The 18,702-nt window shown below is 59.4% G+C and carries 11 protein-coding genes; 5 read left to right on the forward strand and 6 right to left on the reverse strand.

All coding sequences use genetic code 11. From position 1 onward, the window contains the following. The first annotated feature begins 276 nt into the window (after window positions 1–276). Window positions 277–867 carry a hypothetical protein gene (locus tag IB266_RS24390; RefSeq protein ID WP_192262924.1) on the forward strand — a complete coding sequence of 197 codons (591 nt, stop codon included), beginning with the start codon at window positions 277–279 and terminating at the stop codon, window positions 865–867. Between the two features lie 21 nt (window positions 868–888). Here IB266_RS24390 and IB266_RS24395 read toward each other — a convergent pair whose 3' ends face one another. The 6 genes from IB266_RS24395 to IB266_RS24420 are packed head-to-tail and all read right to left on the reverse strand — an operon-like array spanning window position 889 to window position 7,075. After that, the gene (locus IB266_RS24395; protein WP_060739264.1) at window positions 889–2,403 is read right to left on the reverse strand and encodes an ABC transporter substrate-binding protein; all 1,515 of its coding nucleotides are present in this window, start codon (window positions 2,401–2,403) and stop codon (window positions 889–891) included. A 28-nt stretch (window positions 2,404–2,431) separates the two neighbouring features. Continuing rightward, window positions 2,432–3,403 carry an ABC transporter ATP-binding protein gene (locus tag IB266_RS24400; protein WP_192262926.1) on the reverse strand — a complete coding sequence of 324 codons (972 nt, stop codon included), beginning with the start codon at window positions 3,401–3,403 and terminating at the stop codon, window positions 2,432–2,434. Further along, window positions 3,400–4,386: an ABC transporter ATP-binding protein gene (locus IB266_RS24405; RefSeq protein ID WP_192262928.1), complete on the reverse strand. Its 987-nt coding sequence runs from the start codon at window positions 4,384–4,386 to the stop codon at window positions 3,400–3,402. Before IB266_RS24405 ends, IB266_RS24400 begins: the two co-directional genes overlap by 4 nt. Next, window positions 4,383–5,240: an ABC transporter permease gene (locus IB266_RS24410; protein WP_103308583.1), complete on the reverse strand. Its 858-nt coding sequence runs from the start codon at window positions 5,238–5,240 to the stop codon at window positions 4,383–4,385. Before IB266_RS24410 ends, IB266_RS24405 begins: the two co-directional genes overlap by 4 nt. Next, window positions 5,237–6,184 (reverse strand): ABC transporter permease, encoded by a 948-nt coding sequence (locus tag IB266_RS24415; protein ID WP_060739260.1) that lies wholly within the window; start codon window positions 6,182–6,184, stop codon window positions 5,237–5,239. The genes IB266_RS24410 and IB266_RS24415 overlap by 4 nt, the downstream gene beginning before the upstream one ends. Before the next feature lie 3 nt (window positions 6,185–6,187). Continuing rightward, the gene (locus IB266_RS24420) at window positions 6,188–7,075 is read right to left on the reverse strand and encodes a proline iminopeptidase-family hydrolase (protein WP_192262930.1); all 888 of its coding nucleotides are present in this window, start codon (window positions 7,073–7,075) and stop codon (window positions 6,188–6,190) included. Between the two features lie 165 nt (window positions 7,076–7,240). Between IB266_RS24420 and IB266_RS24425 the strand changes: the two genes are divergently transcribed. The 4 genes from IB266_RS24425 (at window position 7,241) to IB266_RS24440 (ending at window position 18,696) form a co-directional block, all read left to right on the forward strand. Next, complete coding sequence (locus tag IB266_RS24425) at window positions 7,241–8,002, forward strand: LuxR family transcriptional regulator (RefSeq protein WP_192262932.1); 762 nt, start codon at window positions 7,241–7,243, stop codon at window positions 8,000–8,002. Between the two features lie 90 nt (window positions 8,003–8,092). Further along, the gene (locus IB266_RS24430; protein WP_103308582.1) at window positions 8,093–8,992 is read left to right on the forward strand and encodes a proline iminopeptidase-family hydrolase; all 900 of its coding nucleotides are present in this window, start codon (window positions 8,093–8,095) and stop codon (window positions 8,990–8,992) included. A gap of 234 nt (window positions 8,993–9,226) precedes the next feature. Further along, window positions 9,227–10,933 carry a ShlB/FhaC/HecB family hemolysin secretion/activation protein gene (locus tag IB266_RS24435; protein WP_192262934.1) on the forward strand — a complete coding sequence of 569 codons (1,707 nt, stop codon included), beginning with the start codon at window positions 9,227–9,229 and terminating at the stop codon, window positions 10,931–10,933. 23 nt (window positions 10,934–10,956) lie between these two features. Then, complete coding sequence (locus tag IB266_RS24440; RefSeq protein WP_192262936.1) at window positions 10,957–18,696, forward strand: DUF637 domain-containing protein; 7,740 nt, start codon at window positions 10,957–10,959, stop codon at window positions 18,694–18,696. Window positions 18,697–18,702 lie beyond the last annotated feature (6 nt).

Consider the following 18,702-nt stretch of genomic DNA (forward strand, 5'->3'; position numbering starts at 1 on the left):
CGCAGGGCTCACAGTTCGCTCAACTGATCATGTTTGGCTACGCGGCAACATCTAATTGCCAGTACGGTGGCCCACGGCAAGCCCAGTACGTTTCTGAACGCTTCGTATCTCTTGTCAGGTTTCACGGGCCGGATTACACCAGCCTGAATTCAGGCTAGTCCTCCTTTGGCAGATAGCTAATAGGCGCAGTATTAACGCTCGATAGGGATAATCTTTTATCGGCGCCCGGCGGTGAGGCAGATGATATGAACGGCGCCTGCCGTGACGGACCCCATCATGAACAAATGCCCGCGCAGCACGGCCTTCCACGAAGCCGGTCATGCCCTGGCCTTTTGGTGGAATGGCCTACCGATAAAGCGCATCACCGTGCGTACCAAGGTCGAAGCCTGGGCGGAGCCGCTGTTCGACCTGCACGGCAACCCGCAATACGCAGAAGGGTTGGTCGAAGCCGACTACCTTGTTTCGCGCCCGGCCTTCGACGCGCCGGGGATCGCTGAATACCTGCCCTCGATGATCGATGCCATCGAGCGTGACCTGCTCCATTGCTTCGCCGGGCCTGTGGCCGAAGCGGTCTACCGGCACCGCAGGTCCGACCGGCTGTTCAGGGGCAGCGGCCGGGGTGACCTGGACCGAGGGCACGAACTGATCAGCCTGCTGCCACCGCGCAAGCTGCTCGACGCCCAAGCCCAGGCCATCGCTCGTTGCAGTTGCCTGGTGCACCGTTACTGGCCGGCTGTCAGCGCCGTGGCGGGCTTTCTGCAAGAGCATGGCACGGTTGAAGGGAACGCCGTCACAGCGCTGCTGTGTGAGATGACCGGGGAGCGGCCGATGTTGCTTGGCCATCAAGTGGCAAGCCTCGATTCGTGATCAAGGCGTTGCCACTACTCGCTAGCGCTTCACTGTTTCCTCAAGAGAGAAGCGTCCCAGTGGGTTTTGTTGGAAGTGCTCGATGTTCTTGCGCGAAATATTGATGTACGGGCTGTAGTAGAGATCGATCCAGTTGACGTCCTGCTTGGCGATTGCCTGAAGGTCGGTATACATCTGCTTGCGCTTGGTCGGGTCCACTTCTACCCGCGCGGCCGCGACCAGATCCTTGACCTTGTCGTTCTTGTAGCGGGTCATGTAATTCATGTTGGTGTCATGTCCCAGCACGAAGGTGGTCTTCTGGTCCGGGTCGAGGATGTCGTTGGTCCAGTACATCACGGACAGATCGTAGTCGCCGTCGATCAGCATTTGCCAACTCTGGGTTGGGTCGACTTTCTGCAAGGTGGCTGTCACGCCGACTGCTGCGAGCTGTTGCTGGACCAGCACGGCGATCTGCTCGTCGGCTTCATTGCCCGCATTGACCACATAGTTGAGCTTCAGGCCTGAGGCGCCTGCATCTGCCAGCATTTTTTTGGCTTTTTCCGGGTCGTACGGGCGCTGCAGATTATCGGCATTGTGATAAAGCGCTCCTTTAGGAATGTAGGAATAAGCCACCTGGCCATGGCCGAACGTCACGGTATCGACCAGGGATTTCTTGTTGATCGCAAGGTCCAGGGCCTGACGTACTTCAGGCTTGCCCAGCAGGCCGTGCTCATGGTTGATCAGCAGATGATCCTCACGGGTGGAGGGATCCATGTGTACGACCAGGTTGGGATCTTTCTTCAGGGTTTCGACGCGCGAGAAGGGCACGAAGATCGCCGAATCCAGTTCACCGGCCTGTACCTTCAACATCCGCGTATTGTCATCCGGGATGGAGATCCATTCCACGCCATCCAGGCTCACCTTGTCGGCCTGCCAGAAGTGGGGGTTCTTTTCCAGCACCACGCGATCACCGCGTAGCCACTCCTTGACGATAAAGGCGCCAGAGGCAACGGGGTCCTGGGCATAGGCTTCCTCACCCATTTTCTCCATGGCCTTTTGCGACAGGATGGAGACGTTGGGCAACGCCAGCTGCGCGAGGAAGGGCACTGAAGGGCTCGTGAGTGTCACCACCAGTGTCTGCGGGTCGGTTGCCTGGGCCTTGTCGATAATCTTGTAGGAGTCGCTCCACAGCGACCCTTTGTTGTCGCGGATGCGCAACAGACTGAACGCTGCATCGCTGGCGGTAATCGCTGAGCCGTCGGAGAACTTGGCCGAGCGTAGTTTGAAGGTATAGGTCATGCCATCGTCGGAAACCTGCCAGCTTTCGGCCAGCCCCGGTACCAGCTGGGTGCCGGTGTTGTCGACGCGCACCAATACGTCGTAGACATTGGAGAACACCCAGTTATCACGGTTCTGCGCGCTTTTGATCGGGTCGAACGTCGTGCTTTCTTCACGGCAACCGATGGTCAGCACGCCTGCTGCCTGGGCGACACCGGCCGCCAGTGTGCAAACGGTCAACGTCGCGGCGGTCAGCAACTTCAAATGTTTCGATCGCATGGTCAAACTCCCTATTGATGAATGTTTTTTAGAGCAATGGCTCTCCGAGTACACAGCTATAACGATGTCCATTGATGTCATGGCTGGGGGGCGGCGTTTTCGCGCAGATGGGTTGTGCATACCGGCAGCGCGGGTGAAAAACGCAGCCGGATGGAAGGTTCAGGGGGCTGGGTGGCTCGCCAGGCAGGGGTTCGTTCAGCAACGCTCGAGTCGGGTCGATGTGTGGAATGGACTGGATCAGCGCGACGGTATAAGGATGCCGCGGGCTGCTGAACACGGCCTCCGTGGGGCCTTGCTCGACGATCTCGCCGAGGTACATCACGGCGACCCGATCACAGAGCCGCCGAACGATCGCCAGGTCGTGAGCGATGAACAGAATCGCCAGGTTCATGCGCTGTCGCAGCTCCAGCAGCAGGTTGATGATCTGTCCCTGGATGGAAACGTCCAGCGCGGCCACGCATTCATCGGCGATGATCAACCGTGGCTCGATGGCCAGTGCCCGAGCGATCCCCACACGTTGGCATTGACCGCCACTCAACGAACCCGGTTTGCGGTGGGCCAGCTCCGGTCGCAGGCCGACCAGGTTCAGCAGTTCATCGACCCGCTGGCGAATCAGCGATGCAGGAATCGCACAGCGCACTCGCAGCACTTCAGCCAGGGTGTCGCCAATGCTCATCCGTGGATTGAGGGCGGTATAAGGATCCTGGAAAATCATCGCGGTTTCGTGGCGCAGTCGCTCGATGTCGATCCGCTTGCCTTGAGCCATATCCACGCCATCGAACAGGATTTGTCCGGCGCTGACCTCAGTGAGGCGCAAGATGGCCCGACCCAGGGTGCTCTTGCCGCTGCCCGACTCCCCCACCAACCCAAGCACCTCTCCGGCGGCCAGACTCAGCGACACTCCGTTGACGGCTTTCACCCATTGCCTGTTGATTCCGAACGGACCACTGCCAGGGGCGGCGAAGCGCACCTGCAGATCTTTCACGTGCAACAGGGTCATGACGAAGCTCCCACAGGCAGCGGGTAATGGCAGGCGACTCGGTGTGCCTCTGTCGTGACTTGCATCTGTGGCAACAGCCGCGTGCACTGGCTGCCCTGTTGAAGGCAGCGAGGATTGAAGCGGCAACCGGTGGGCAGCGCATCCAGCAGAGGCGGCTGGCCGGCGATGGTTTTGAGCATGGCATGGCCGGCGCTGGTAGCCGGTTGGCAGTCGATCAGGGCCGCCGTATAGGGATGTCGTGGGTGAGCCAGCAGATCAAGCTTGTTGCCGTGCTCGCAGAGCCGACCGGCGTACATCACCGCGATGGAATCACAAGTCTGGGCGACGATCCCCAGGTCGTGGGTGATCATGATGATTGACAGCCCACGTTGGTCGCGCAAATCCAGGAGCAGGCGCAGGATCTGTGCCTGTACCGTGACATCCAGGGCGGTGGTCGGCTCATCGGCGATCAGCACCTGGGGGTTGCAACCCAATGCCACGGCGATCATGGCGCGTTGACGCATGCCACCGGAAAACTCATGGGGAAAACTGTCGACCCGCGTTAGCGGATCGGGAATGCCCACCTGGCGTAACACATCAATGGCTTTCGCCCGTGCTTCACGCTTGGACGCCCCCTGATGCAGGCGTATGCCCTCGCCGATCTGTTCGCCAATACGCATCAACGGGTCAAGATGACTGCCGGGATTCTGAAAAATCATCCCTAGCCGCCGACCCCGTATGCCCCGCATGTCGGCTTCATCCAGTGTCAGCAGGTCCTTGCCGGCAAGGCGCACGGCCTTGCCTTGGACCCGCAGGTTTGCAGAGGGCAGCAAGCGCATCAAGGCCCGGCAAGCCATCGTCTTGCCTGAGCCGCTTTCACCCACCAGACCGAGGATTTCGCCTTCGGCCAAGTCAAATGACACGCGATCCACCAGCGTGACCTCGTCCTCACCGTGGCCGGCGATCACGCTGAGGTCCTCGACGTGCAGCACCGGTGTGCTCATGGGCGTTCTCCGAGGTGCTCGGCGACACCGTCGGCCAGCAGACTGAAGCCCATGGCCAAGGTGACAATCGCCAGTCCCGGGAAGGTGCAGATCCACCAGGCGTTGGTGATAAAACTCTGGCCCTCGGCGACCATCGTGCCCCACTCGGCGGTGGGTGGCTGAACCCCCAGGCCGAGATAGCTGACCGCCGCCCCATTGAGCAGCACCAGCACTGCGTCGGACATGGAAAACACGATCGAACCGAACATGGCATTGGGCAACAGGTGCCGAAACAGTATGCGTCCATGGCCGAAGCCCAGGCTTTTGGCCGCCAAGGCGAAATCGCTTTGCTTGAGCACCAGGATCTGCGAACGGATCAGCCGTGCATAGGACACCCAGCCCACCAGGGCCATCGCAATATAAAAGCTGCTCAGGCCGGGGCCGAGGATGGCCATGATTGCCAACATCAGCACCAGGAAGGGGAAGGCCAGGATAATATCGATCAGGCGCATGCAGATTGTGTCGAAGCGGCCACCGATATAGCCGGCCAGGGCGCCGACGCAAGTGCCGATCAAGAACGGGAAAACCACTCCGATCACGGAAATCTGCAAGTCGATGCGCGCACCCCAGATCACTCGGGAAAGAACGTCGCGACCGAAATTGTCCGTGCCGAACGGATGGGCCAGGCTCGGCCCCAGCAGGCGAATGTCGGTGTTCTGGGCAATCGGATCGAAGGGTGCGACCCAGGGTGCCAAGAGGGCGAGCAACAACCAGCCAAACAGAATCGCCAGGCCTAGCACGGTGGCCAGGCGACCGTTGCGCAAGCCGAAACGCAGCGCAAGACGCCAGGCGGGATTGAGGGTCTGGCCGCTCATCGCATGTTCACCCGCGGATCAATCATCACGGTCAGCACATCGGCGAGGAAATTGACCGTGACGGTGGCGAGGGCCAGCACCATGGCCACGCCTTGGACCACCATGTAGTCGCGGGTAAAGATGCCGCGTACCAGCAATTGACCGATGCCGGGAATGGCAAACAGACTTTCGATGACCACCGTGCCGCTGATCAACCAGCCGATATTTACCGCCAGCAGGTTGACCGCCGGTACCAGGGAGTTGGGCAGCACATGCCGACGAAATATCGCCCGCTCGGACAAGCCCCGGGCCCGTGCGGCGGTGGCATGATCGGCTTGTAGCTCCATGAGCATGCTCGCGCGCAGGTTGCGCACCAGAACGGCGGAAAGTGCCAAGGCAATGGTCAGGCACGGCAAAACCATGTGATGCAGTTTGTCCCACCCTGTACGTCCATAGCCTGAGACCGGGAACAGTCCCAACTGCACACTGAGCAGCAGGATCAACATGATGCCGAGCCAAAACGCCGGCATGCCGAGCCCTGCCGTGGTGAACAGGCGAATCAGATGATCCTGCCAACCGCTCTTGTTGCGTGCCGCTACCGTGGCCAGTGGCACGGCAATCAGCAGCGCCAGCAGTACGCTGCCGAGCACCAGGAACAGGGTTGGCTCAATGCGGGTACTGATCAGTTGCAAGGCATCGACTTTGTAGAGCAGCGATTGGCCGAGATCGCCTTTGAGCAGGTTCTTGAGAAAGTAGAAGTACTGCATCCACAAGGGCTGGTCGAGCCCGTACTGGGCACGAATCCTGATCAGCGCCTCCGGCGTGCTGCGCGAGCCCAGCAGCGCCCTGGCGGGGTCCCCGGGGATTGAGCGCACGAGCACAAAGGTGATCATGCTGATGCCAAACAGCACCGGCAATAGCTGTAGCGGGCGCGACAGTATGAAACGGTAGCGCGCCAGGTTCATGGGCTAGTTCCGATGGCGGTGCAGAAAGTCCAGCAGGACTGGGAAGTAGGCTTGGGGCTCTTCGTAGAACGGCATGTGGCTGCTGTTGGGGAACACATTCAGTTGTACATCCTTGAGCGCCATTTTCATGCGCATCGCACAGGCTGGCGTCAGTTCATCATGTTGACCGGTGGTGATCAGCACAGGCATTTCGAAGCCGGCCATCTGCTCGATGCGGTTCCAGTCCTTGAGATTGCCGGTATAGAGAAATTCGTTGGGGCCCTGCATGGTCATGTAAGGCCCCATGTTCCAGTCGCCCAGGGAACGTGTCACCGGTGCTGGCCACTCGTCCAGACGGCAGACATGGCGATAGTTGAGCAGGGTGATGGCCGCCTGGTATTGCGGATGATCCAGGGTGCCCAAGGCTTCATGGCGCTGCATCATCGCGACGGTCTCACTGCCCAGGGCCGCCCGCAGACGCTCCAGTTCCAGGGACAGATGAGGAATATCGCCGGCGGTATTTTCCAGGATCAGGGTTTTCAGCGATTGAGGGTGATGAATGGCGTACTCGATCGCCAGCCAGCCACCCCAGGAGTGCCCCAGCAGGTGCACTTTGCCCAGGTCGAGGGCTTGGCGGACGGTCTCTACCTCCGCCACATAGCGGGTGATGTCCCACAGGGATTCGTCAGTAGGCCTGGCCGAGGCGCCAGTCCCCAACTGATCGAAAGCGATGACCCGCAAGCCCTTTTCCTTGAGCCAGCCATGGCTGTCACGCAGATAATCGCAAGGCAATCCCGGCCCACCATTGAGGCACAACAGCACGTCGTCGCCGTCGCCAAAGCCATAGGCCACCAGACGATGACCATCGACTTCCACGTCGTACCGCTGGTCTGGCTCGATCTCACGCCACATCATTGCTCTCCTGCTCAGGTGCGCCCGTTGGCTAAACCTTACCGAGGAAGCTACGCGCCCATAAGCTAGCAATTCTTATAGGTTTGATCTCTGGCATTCCCTCGCTCAGGCGTGGCATTCTACTTGCACGATTTCAGGATTGAAATTAATAAGGGAGCTGAATGGATGCAGGCCAAGCTGTCTGACTTCAATACCCGTCTTTTGTCTGGCAGGAGCCTGGACGAACAGATGGATAACACCCTGGGGATGGTCCAGGCGTTAGGCTTTGATGCCTTGGTGTACGACTACAGCCCGGTGCCGCTGGATCATGATGGGGCACTGATCACCCCGACTGTGCTGAAGTTGCGCAATACCCCCCGTGATTGGCACTCGCTCTGGTGTGAAGAAGGTTATTACCAGATCGACCCCGTCCAGCATCTGGCAATCAATGCCATATCTCCTTTTGTCTGGTCCTATCGACCGGAGGCCGACACGGTGCTGCAGCCGTTCATCGGCCAGAGTCATGCTCCGGTCGTGAGCTACCTGCAGGATTCGCGCATGACCTGTGGCGTGACGGTGCCGATGCATTTGCCCAAAGGTGGCTTTGCGACATTGACCGGGCTGCGCACCGATACGAAAGGGAGCACCCTGCAGGATGTGCGGCAAACGCTGGGCGACTTCAGCCTGATTTCCCATGCCCTGCAAGAGGCGGCTTTTCCGCTGCTCGGCAAGGAAGCCCGCGCATGCCCGGTTCGCCTGACCAAACGCGAGCGTGAGTGCTTGAGATTAGCTGCTGAAGGGTTGACGGCGGCGGACATCGCCAGGCAACTGAATCGTTCCTTGGCCACCATCACCCTCCACCTGACTTCTGCAATGCACAAGCTCGGCGCCAGGAATCGGGTCCAGGCGGTGGTCAGGGCGGTGCACTATCGGTTGCTCGATAGCTGAAATCGGGTAAAAACCTATCTGTTTCTCTAGTTATTCCGCCGTCCAGTCCCCGGTATCGTGTTCCGCAGTATTTCTAGGGAGCGGCACGAAATGGATCTTCCCGTAACGCACGAAGGCTTTGCGCCTTTTGGTCCGTATCAGACCTGGTATCGCATCACTGGCGACTTCAGCAGTGGCCGTACGCCGCTGCTGATCCTGCATGGCGGCCCGGGCTGTACACACGATTATGTCGATGCCTTCAAGGATGTTGCCAACAGTGGCTATCCGGTGATTCATTACGACCAACTGGGCAATGGGCGTTCCACCCATCTTCCGGAAAAAGACCCCTCGTTCTGGAACGTGGCGCTCTTTCTCGATGAGTTGGAGAACCTGCTGGATCATCTGGGCATTCGCGACAATTACGCACTGTTGGGGCAATCCTGGGGCGGCATGTTGGCCAGCGAACATGCGGTGCTCCAGCCCGCGGGCTTGCGCGCGTTGATTGTCGCCAACTCCCCGGCGGACATGTCCACGTGGCTCCTTGAAGTCAATCGCTTGCGCCAGCTTCTACCCATTGAGGTGCAGCAAACACTGCTCAAGCACGAGCGGGCTGGAACCTTGACGTCTACCGAGTATTTTGAGGCCGCTCGGGTTTTCTACGACCGTCATGTCTGCCGTGTCACGCCCTGGCCCGATGAAGTCGCCCGTACCTTTGCCCAGATCGATGCCGATCCTACCGTTTATCACGCCATGAATGGCCCCACCGAATTCCATGTGATCGGCAGCATGAAGGATTGGTCCATCACCGATCGCTTGCCTCGGATCAGCGTGCCGACTCTGCTGATTTCAGGCCGATACGATGAAGCGACGCCGTTGGTGGTCAAACCCTATGTGGATCATGTTCCCGACATTCGCTGGGCGTTGTTCGAACACTCCAGCCATATGCCCCATATCGAGGAGCGGATGGCTTGCATGGGAACCGTGGTGAGTTTCCTGGATGAGTGTCTGTAGGCGTCGGCGCAATCCGAGCTGTCGTTTTGTGTTGTGTTTTTCGACGCGTCCTGTGAGACGCGTCTCTTTTTTGAATGGAAAATTCCCGCTCTCTTGAACCGAAAGCGATATGCAGGGTCTGGTGTGCGCGTGGTTTTGCGCATCAGCAACGTGGGTGTTTCATGGGGGTAAGCCGGCATTCGGCTCTTCGTCCGCTCACGAGCTTGCTGTCATTTCTGTATCGAGGGATCGAACATGTTCTCACCCGCCCTGTGGGCGAGGTCGTGCCTGGCTTTGCTGTGCCTGTCTCCGCTAACACTTGCTTATGCTGCGCCAACCCCCGGTGACACGGACCTGATTCGTGAGCGCCAGGACCGTCTGCTCGAAGAGCAGCGTCGGCGCCTGGAAGAACTCAAGGACCTGCCCGGCAAGGACGCGAAGCCGGCCCAGCCCACTGCACCTGCCGATACCCGTTGCTTCCCGATCAAGACCATCGAGCTCAAGGGCGCCGATGCGTTGTCCGAGGGCGAGCGCCAACGCCTGCTCAAACCTTTCCTCAACCAGTGCCTGGGCGTGCCGCAGCTTAACCAGTTGCTCAAGGTCATTACCGACCACTACCTGGAGAAGGGCCTGGTCACCAGTCGTGCCTATTTGCCGCAACAGGACCTGTCCAGCGGTCACCTGCAAGTGCTGGTCGTCGAGGGCCGCCTGGAAGGCCTGAAAGGTGCCGAGAACAGTCAGTTGTCGGATCGTGAGTTGGCGATGGCGTTTCCCGGCAAAACCGGCGATCTGCTCAACCTGCGGGAGATGGAGCAGATGGTCGATCAACTGAACCGTTTGCCGTCCAACCGTGCGCAAATGGAGCTGACCCCCGGGCAAAACATCGGAGGCAGCGAAGTGCGGGTCAACAACGCCCCGCAGAAACCCTGGCGCGCCGGCCTGTCACGGCATAACGATGGGCAGAAAAGCACCGGCGAGCAGCAATGGGGCGCTTCCCTGGATTGGGACAGCCCCTTGGGCCTGGCTGACCAACTGGCCTTGCGCGGCGGCCACGATGCCGTCAGCGACCATCAGAAAACCTCACGCAATGGCATGCTCTATTACAACCTGCCGTTTGGCTGGTGGAACCTGAGCTACACCTACAGCGAGAGCGAGTACCGGGCGTTGGGCCAGGCCAACGGCTTCAATTTCAAGCAGAGTGGCGACAGCCAGAACCATCAGGTGCGCCTGGAGCGAGTGGTCCATCGCGATGCCGTGAGCAAGACTTCACTCAACACCGGCCTTTCGTACCTGCGCACCAACAACTTCATCGAAGACAGCAAGCTTGCCGAAAGCAGCAACCGCATCAGCGAGGCGCAGTTCGGCATCAACCATGGCCGGCGGATCGGCAATGCCTTCGTCAACCTCGACCTGGGCCTGCAACAAGGTATCGGCGCTCTCGATGCCCAGGGCGATCATGAGCCGGGGCCTGGGCTGCCGGATGCGCGTTATCGCAAGTACACCGCCACCCTCAGCTATTTGCAGCCCTTCATGCTGGGGGGCGAGTCCTTCAGCTTCAGCAGCCTGATGACCGGCCAGCGCAGCGAGGACGTGCTGTTCAGCCCTCAGCGCATGAGCCTGGGCGGCCTGTCGTCGGTTCGCGGCTACAAGGACCAGACGCTGTCCGGCGACAGCGGCGGCTACTGGCGCAACGACCTGCGCTGGAGCCGCCCGGTGACCATGGAGTGGCTGCGCCCGGTGTTTGCCGAATATGGCACCAGCCTCGGTTATGACCAGGGCGTGATTCGCGGTAATCGCTACAACGGTAGCGAGCACGGGCGCATGTCGAGCAACTCGCTGGAGCTGTTCGCCCGCGGTGAGCACCTGAACGCCAGCGTCACCTTCGCCCATTCCCTGGAACGTCCGGATGCCCTGACCGAGCGCGAAGCGCCGATCTACTTCCGCTTGGATGTATCTATTTAACGCTGCTGTAACGAGACCTGATCATGGACGACCGCCAACACGCCTTCCTGGCCCGCCAACCTTCTGCTGCCCTGAAAACCCGCGACGCCTTCTGGGGCATGCCCAAGCGTGGCCTGGCGTTCCTGCTGGCCAACGTCATGTTCTGGCAACCGATGTGGGCCCAGGCGGTCGGCATCGTGGTCAGCGCCCCGGGCACCAGCCTCGGCCAGGCCGGCAACGGCGTGCCGGTGGTCAACATCGCCAAGCCCAACGGCAGCGGGCTGTCTCACAACCAGTTCAAGGACTACAACGTCGGCAGCAACGGCGTGATCCTCAACAACGGCACCAACCCGGCCCAGGCCACGCAGCTGGGCGGGATCATCCTCGGCAACCCGAACCTCCAGGGCACGGCCGCCACCACCATCCTCAACGAAGTCAACGGCGGCAACCCCAGCCAGTTGCGCGGCTACACCGAAGTGGCAGGGCAGTCGGCCCGTGTGATCGTCGCCAACCCCTACGGCATTACCTGCAACGGCTGCGGTTTCATCAATACCCCAAAGGCGACCCTGACCACGGGCAAGCCGATCATCGAAAACGGCCAGGTGGGGCGCTATCAGGTGGACCAGGGCAGCGTCGCCATCGAAGGCGCGGGCCTGAACGCGAACAACGTCGACCGCTTCGAAATCATCACTCGCAGCGCCAAGATCAACGCTGAGATTCAGGCAAAAAACCTGACCATCGTGGCCGGGCGCAATGACGTCAACGCAGGCACCCTGAATGCCACTGCCCGGGCCGACGACGGCAGTGCCAAACCCGAATTGGCCATCGATTCCTCGGCCTTGGGTGGTATGTACGCCGGGGCGATCAAGCTGGTGGGTACCGAGGCCGGAGTCGGGGTGAAGCTGGACGGCAAGATGGTCGCCAGTGGCGGGGATATTCAGCTGGATGCCAATGGGCATTTGAGTTTGGCGCAGACCACGGCGGCAGGCGCTGTCGAGATCAAGGCTCAGAGCCTGGATGCCCAAGGGACGATCTATGCCGGCAGCCGTGTCCAGGCGACGACCCAGGGCACCCTCAGCAACCAACAAGCCATCGCCGCGCGCGAGAATGTCACGCTGACCACTGATGGCCGGCTTAACAACCTTGGCATCATCGAAGCGGGTGTCAACGTCGATAACACCCGCAACCAGATTGGCGACGTGGTGCTGACCGCGGCGAATATCGACAACCGCGGGCAGAGCGTCATCGCCAGTCGCGACCTGAAAGCCACGACCACGCAGACCCTCGACAATCGCGGCGGCACTTTTTCCGCCGGCAAGACCCTGACGCTCGACAGCAAGGCCATCGACAACCGTGCCGGCACGCTGGTTAGCCAAGGCAAAATTCAAGCGCTGGCCACTGGAACGTTGGATAACCGTGATAAAGGGATCATCGCCAGCGACGGCGAGCAGACCCTGGTCGCCGGGACGCTAAAAAACAGCGCTGGCGTCATCAGCAGTAACAACCTCCTGAAGCTCGAAGCGAAAACCTTGGATAACAGCGGCGGCAAAATTGCGTCCGACGCTGCACTAACCCTTGGGGGCGGCAATGCTGAAAATAGCGGAGGTCAAATCACCAGCCAGGGTGATCTCGTTGCGACCCTGAAAAGCTTCAATCAACAGGACGGCAAGTTGGTTAGCCAGGGGAAATTGACCCTGACCGCAGACAGCATCCGCAACAGCGACGATGGCTATATCGCCTCGGTCAAGGCCATGAGCCTGACGGCTCACCAACAGCTGTTCAATACCGGCAAGGCGATTATCAGCACCGAGCAGGGACTGACGATCGGCGGTGGTGCTGTCGATAACTCCAATGGCAGTCTGCTCAGCCAGGGAGACCTGATAGTCGATATCACTGGCGATCTCGTCAACCAGGATGGCAGTGTCATCACCCAGGCCGGGAATGTGGATGTCGAGGCGAGCAGCCTCGATAACCGTGGTGGGGTCTTGGCAAGTGTCGATGGCTGGCTGAAAACCACCCTCGACAAGGTCCTGAACAACGGCAAGTCGCTCACCTTAGGCGGCGATGCCGGATTGATCCAGGCGCAGTCCGTCAAAGTCGGTGCAGAGCAAGCAGTGCTCAACAATGGCGGGCAGGTGTCGGCCTTGTCCGGGACCGCTGAAATCACTACTGCCACACTCGAAAACCGCAGCGGCGCAGTGCTTGCCAAACAGGCTCTGACGGTACGTGCCCATGACTTGGATAACAGCGGCGGACGGGTTGCGGCGGACACTATCGATTTCGGTCTTACCGGCGCACTGACCAACCAGGACGGCTTGGTGGAGGGCGCCAATGGCCTGCTGATCGGCGCCGCGTCGATTGACAACCAGGGCGGCAAGTTGCGGTCTGTAGGCAAGTTGGGTACCGCGACCCTCACGGTTGACCAACTGCTGGACAACCAGAGCGGCGTCATTGAGGCGGCCACCCAGGACCTGTCCTTGCAGATGGCAGGCTTCAAGAATGCTGGCGGTAACGTTCGTCATGTGGGCACCGGCACTTTAGCTGTGGACCTCGCCAGGTTCAGCAACATCGGCGGCAGCCTGATGACCTCGGGCACCCTGGCTGTCGACGCGGCGCGTTGGGACAACAGCTCGGATATCCAAGCCAATGTCCTGAACCTGAAGGTGGGCCAGCTCAATCAGACCAGCACCGGCAAGTTGATCGCGGTGCAAAGCTTGCTGGCCACGGGCGGTACCTGGAACAACGCGGGTACCATCAGCAGCGACGCTGATTTGGATCTGCAACTGACCGGCGCTTATGTCGGTACCGAAAACAGCCGTGTCAGCGGTGTCAATAAATTCGATTTGAGCGCCGCCAGCCTCGACCTATCCAGCGGTTCGCGCCTGGCTGGCGGTGGCGCTACCACCGTCACCAGTCTCGGTGCATTGAACAATGCCGGACGGATCACCGGCGGCGGCAAGTTCTCCCTCGCCGCCACGAGCCTGGTCAATACAGGCACGCTGGGTGGCGCCGACACCGTCGAACTGGTTGCTAACGAGGCCCGTAACGATCGCGGCCTGATCTTCAGCGGCGCGGACATGGCCCTGCGTTTCAACCGCTTCACCAACTATCGCGCGGACGTCTACAGCCTGGGGGCACTTAATGTCGCGGCACAAGATGGCGTCGCTCGCAGCGTGCTGCTGGAGAACATCTCCGGCACCCTGGAGTCGGCGAAGGATATGTCGCTGCGCAGCGACACCCTGATCAATCGCAAGGACGTCTTTACCACCACCGATGAGCTGGTGTCAGGCTCCATCAGTGTCAAATGCTATGACTGCGGCGGCGATTATCACAACGTCGACTACATAGCCAATGAAACGTACCAGAGCGTAGTGCTTGAAGACTCGGCCAGTGCCACCCTGATGAGTGGGGCGAAGCTGACCGTTGATGGCTCTGCGGTGACCAACCAATACAGCGTGATGGCCTCGGCTGCCGACCTGCAGATCACGGCAGACAATTTTGCCAACATTGGCGCTGCTTCCGGCACCAGCGTCAGAACGCGGACCTGGAACACCGGCAGGGTCACCGACGGAACCGACGAGCGTTTCCGGGGCAGGTTCATCGTCCCCTACAACGCCCAGGGCAACCCGAAACAAGTCCCCGTCGACGCGCTCAACAGCTTCCGTCAGGTCGGTGATATCACCATCGTTACGCCAGGGGAGTCGCTGGCACCGGCGGTTGTTCAGTCGGGCGGCAACATCAGCATCCAGGCTACGCAGCAGTTGGCGAACAGCAGTGTCGTGCAGTTCCAGGCACCCCTGGCGGGCACGGCAAAATCAGCAGCGACCGAGGTTGCCAACGCCGCACAGCCAGCGGTCGTAGTGCTCAACCCGCAGCTGCCGCCTGATCTGGCCCAACAACAAGTCAACCCGACCACCATGCCTGGGTTCACCCTGCCGACGGGCGAAAATGGCTTGTTCCGTGTCGTCGACAGCGCGGCCGCAGCGCAAGACAGCCACGACCAGAGCCGGGCCACTGTGCAGGGCTCGGATGCAAGCCGGGTTATCACCGGCCCCAAGTATCTGATTGAAACCAACCCCGCGCTGACCGACCTCAAGCAGTTCATGAGCTCGGACTACCTGTTGGGCAACCTGGGTTATGACCCCGACACCAGCTGGAAGCGCCTGGGCGATGGCTTGTACGAGCAACGCCTGATTCAACAAGCGGTGCTGGCCCGCACTGGGCAGCGTTTCATTGCCGGACAGACCAGCGATGAAGGCATGTTCAAGTACCTGATGAACAACGCCATCGCCAGCAAGGATACTCTGGACCTGGCCGTTGGCGTGACCCTGACTTCGCAGCAAGTCGCCGCACTGACCCACGATATCGTCTGGATGGAAGATCAGGTCGTCAATGGTCAACATGTCTTGGTGCCGGTGCTCTACCTGGCACAGGCCAACAACCGGCTGACGGCCGATGGTGCGCTGATCCAGGGCAAGAACCTCACTCTGATTGCGGGCACCGACCTGAAGAACGCCGGGACGCTGCGTGCCAGCGAGAACCTCTCGGCGGCGGCAGGGAACAATCTGCTCAACACGCGCCTGGCCGAGGCGGGCGAGCGGCTCAAGCTGGTCGCCGGCAAAGACCTGGTCAACATGCAAGGCGGCATCCTCAAGGGCAAGGATGTCGAGCTGTCGACGTTGACCGGTGACATCCGCAATGACCGGACCATTACCACGATCGAGAACAGTGGCAACGGTTTCAGTTCGAAAACTTCGGTGGTCGACAATGCGGCGCGCATCGAGGCCGGCAACAACGTCAGCGTTCAGGCAGCCGGCGATCTACTGAACGTGGGCGGCGCCATTACGGCGGGCAATGACGTTGATTTGCGCGCAGGAAAAGACATCGTCATCTCCGCGGCCCGCGAAGAAAGCGGCTCGATGCGTAAGGACAAACGTCACTTCTGGGAACAGAGCCAGACCGTACAGCATGCCAGTGAAGTGCAGGCAGGCGGCGACCTGAATGCCACTGCTGGCAACAACCTGACCGTGGTCGCCAGCCATCTCGGGGCCAAAGGCGACATCAACCTGAGCGGCAACGATGTCGCCCTGATCTCGGCGGCTAACCAGGACTCCAGCGAATACCGCTACAAGCGCAGCGGCAAGAAGATCAACAAGGAAGAAGACCATGTCTCGCAGCAGGCGACCACGCTCACGGCTGGAGGTGATGTAAGGGTTGGTGCACGCAATGATCTGTTGATGGTTGCGAGCAAGATTGCGGCGGGTAATGAAGCCTACTTGGTGGCGGGTAAGCAGTTGAGTCTGCTGGCTGAGCAGAATCGTGATTACTCGTTGTATGACATGAAAAAGAAGGGCGGTTGGGGCAGTTTGAAGATGCGGCGCGATGAGGTGACACAAATCACCCATGTCGGCAGCCAGATCCAGACGGGAGGCAACCTGGTGCTCAAGAGTGGCGATGACCAGCGCTACCAAGTCGCCAAGCTGCAAAGTGGAAAGGATCTGATACTGGACAGTGGCGGCGCCATCGTCTTCGAAGGCGTAAAGGATCTGCACGACGAAAGCCATACCAAGACCAATAACAATGCGTTCTGGAACTCCGCCAAGGGCAAGGGTAATACCGATGAAACCTTGCGTCAGACGCAGATGGTGGCGGCGGGCAATATCACCATCAAGGCAGTCGAAGGCCTGAAGATCGATATCAAGCACGTCGATCAGCAAACGGTTAGCCAGACCATCGACGCGATGGTAAAAGCCGATCCGCAACTGGCTTGGATCAAGGAAGCCGAGCGGCGCGGTGACGTCGACTGGCGGCAAGTGAAGGAAATCCACGAGTCCTTCAAATACAACACGTCGGGCTTGGGGCCGGCTTCGCAGTTGATCATTGCCATTGCCCTCGCGGCCGTGATGGGGCCGATGATGGCTGGCATGAATACCATGCTTCAGGCTGGAGCCATCAGTGTCGCGACCAAGGCGACGGTCAGCACCATCGATAACCGGGGCAATCTCGGCGCGATTGCCAAGGACGTTACTTCCAAGGACAGCCTGAAAGGGTATGCCGTCTCGATGGCTACGGCCGGGGTTACACAAGGGCTTGGTTATGACGCCAGCACGGTTGGGTTCAACGCCGAGAGCGTGAGGACGGTGGCTACGAAAGTGGCCGCGGATGCTGCGATTAAAACAGCCGTGTACGGGGGCAGCTTCAAAGATAATTTTGCAACTTCATTGGTCGGAACGGCGGCAAGCATTGGGGGCGCATACGGCGCAGGAAAAATAGGTGACCTACCGCTAACCGAAGGTGGCCTGGAGAAAATTCTCCTTCATTCGGCCTTGGGCGGATTGATGGCTGAAGTCATGGGAGGAGACTTCCGTACAGGGGCAATAGCGGGCGGGGCAAACGAGGTTCTGATCGGCTTGCTGGGGGATACGCTACTGCCCTCGCATCTGGAACCTGGTACAGCTGAATACGTTCGGGCTCAAGAGAATCTGGTCGCACTTTCGAAGGTCGTCGGCGTACTTGGCGCCGCAGCCTCGAATGGGGATCTCGAAGTTGCGGCGCAAGTGGCTGAAAATGGCACGCGTTACAACTTCTTGGGCAATCACTCCCAAGCAGAGCGAGACAGAGCTCTCAAGGAGTATGAGGAAACCAAGAGCCTGGATGCCGCCAAAAAAATGATGGTGCTCCAAGGCGCAGACCAACGTAGCGATGGGCTGTTGGAGCGTTTTCACACCGATCCCAAGTCACTGTCGTCCTCAGAAAAAACCGAGTTGGCCGCCTACCTTCAGGTGTACGGCTATGAGCAAAGCCTCAAGTATGGGAACGAGGCAGCTCAGACCAGCATCGACAACTTGCTTAAGAACGGACCGGTTCCTTATCGGGATTACCCGTTTGCAGGTGGTACTACACAGGAGCGAATTGCTTACGCCGATGGCTTGAGAGCTCAGGATGGTGTGTCGGTTGCCAATATCTTTTGGTCCAGAGACCAGAGCTCCAGCGAAATGTTGTATCGCGATGCTCAAGGTTACCTGCGCATCAATCGCGAAATGCAGGCGATGAGTGACGTGGGGTCACCAGCTCTCTATTTTCTCACCGGTAATCTCGGCACTACGATTCGGGTCGCCGCTGCGGCCAATGGTGTACTCCAGGCAGGCCACGGCGCGGGCCAAGTCTACGACGGTGATACATGGAATGGCATCGGCAATATCGTCGTTGGAGCCATGAATGCTGCGAGCCTTGGGATTCCAAAGATCGGCTCTTCGGGAAGAAGCAGTACAAGCGTAGGTGCCAAAACTCCAAGTGACCCTGTAGTAGTGCGCAGCGACAATGATTTTTCTTTAGCTGTAGGAGGAAATGGGAAACCAAAGGCATACATCGATGAGAATGGCGATTTGGTACCTCCTAACCTTGAGGGGACGGGCAGCATTCAAACACATGTGCGTGGAGGCGGTTCTGAAAATTCTCCGTACATCTCTGTAACCGACCCGAGGGTATCATCGAACCCTAAAGACTATGGCACTCAAAAAATAGAAATTGACGTGAAGCGATTGCAGGAAGATATCGATTCTGGTGTATTGCCAGACACCAAATTTTTGAGCAATCGTGAGGTCACCGCCGAGCTGCAGGCTAGGGTAAATGCCGCGAGGGATAAATTTATGAATAATCCCTCTCCGAAAAATGAGACCTCATTGAACAGGGCAGAGGCAGACTTGGTAAACGTAAAGCGTGATGGTGAGTGCTTGATAAAGGGCTGTGTACCGGCCGGCTATATCAAATTTATCCAGAAATAGGATTTA

The sequence above is a fragment of the Pseudomonas sp. Pdm06 genome, from assembly GCF_014851795.1.
Taxonomy (GTDB): Bacteria; Pseudomonadota; Gammaproteobacteria; order Pseudomonadales; family Pseudomonadaceae; genus Aquipseudomonas; species Aquipseudomonas fluorescens_AA.

Coding starts and splice junctions, on each gene's coding strand:
- IB266_RS24410 (WP_103308583.1), bottom strand. CDS start 5,240: ATGAGCGGCCAGACCCTCAATCCCGCCTGGCGTCTTGCGCTGCGTTTC.
- IB266_RS24425 (WP_192262932.1), top strand. CDS start 7,241: ATGCAGGCCAAGCTGTCTGACTTCAATACCCGTCTTTTGTCTGGCAGG.
- IB266_RS24415 (WP_060739260.1), bottom strand. CDS start 6,184: ATGAACCTGGCGCGCTACCGTTTCATACTGTCGCGCCCGCTACAGCTA.
- IB266_RS24420 (WP_192262930.1), bottom strand. CDS start 7,075: ATGTGGCGTGAGATCGAGCCAGACCAGCGGTACGACGTGGAAGTCGAT.
- IB266_RS24390 (WP_192262924.1), top strand. CDS start 277: ATGAACAAATGCCCGCGCAGCACGGCCTTCCACGAAGCCGGTCATGCC.
- IB266_RS24430 (WP_103308582.1), top strand. CDS start 8,093: ATGGATCTTCCCGTAACGCACGAAGGCTTTGCGCCTTTTGGTCCGTAT.
- IB266_RS24435 (WP_192262934.1), top strand. CDS start 9,227: ATGTTCTCACCCGCCCTGTGGGCGAGGTCGTGCCTGGCTTTGCTGTGC.
- IB266_RS24405 (WP_192262928.1), bottom strand. CDS start 4,386: ATGAGCACACCGGTGCTGCACGTCGAGGACCTCAGCGTGATCGCCGGC.
- IB266_RS24440 (WP_192262936.1), top strand. CDS start 10,957: ATGGACGACCGCCAACACGCCTTCCTGGCCCGCCAACCTTCTGCTGCC.
- IB266_RS24395 (WP_060739264.1), bottom strand. CDS start 2,403: ATGCGATCGAAACATTTGAAGTTGCTGACCGCCGCGACGTTGACCGTT.
- IB266_RS24400 (WP_192262926.1), bottom strand. CDS start 3,403: ATGACCCTGTTGCACGTGAAAGATCTGCAGGTGCGCTTCGCCGCCCCT.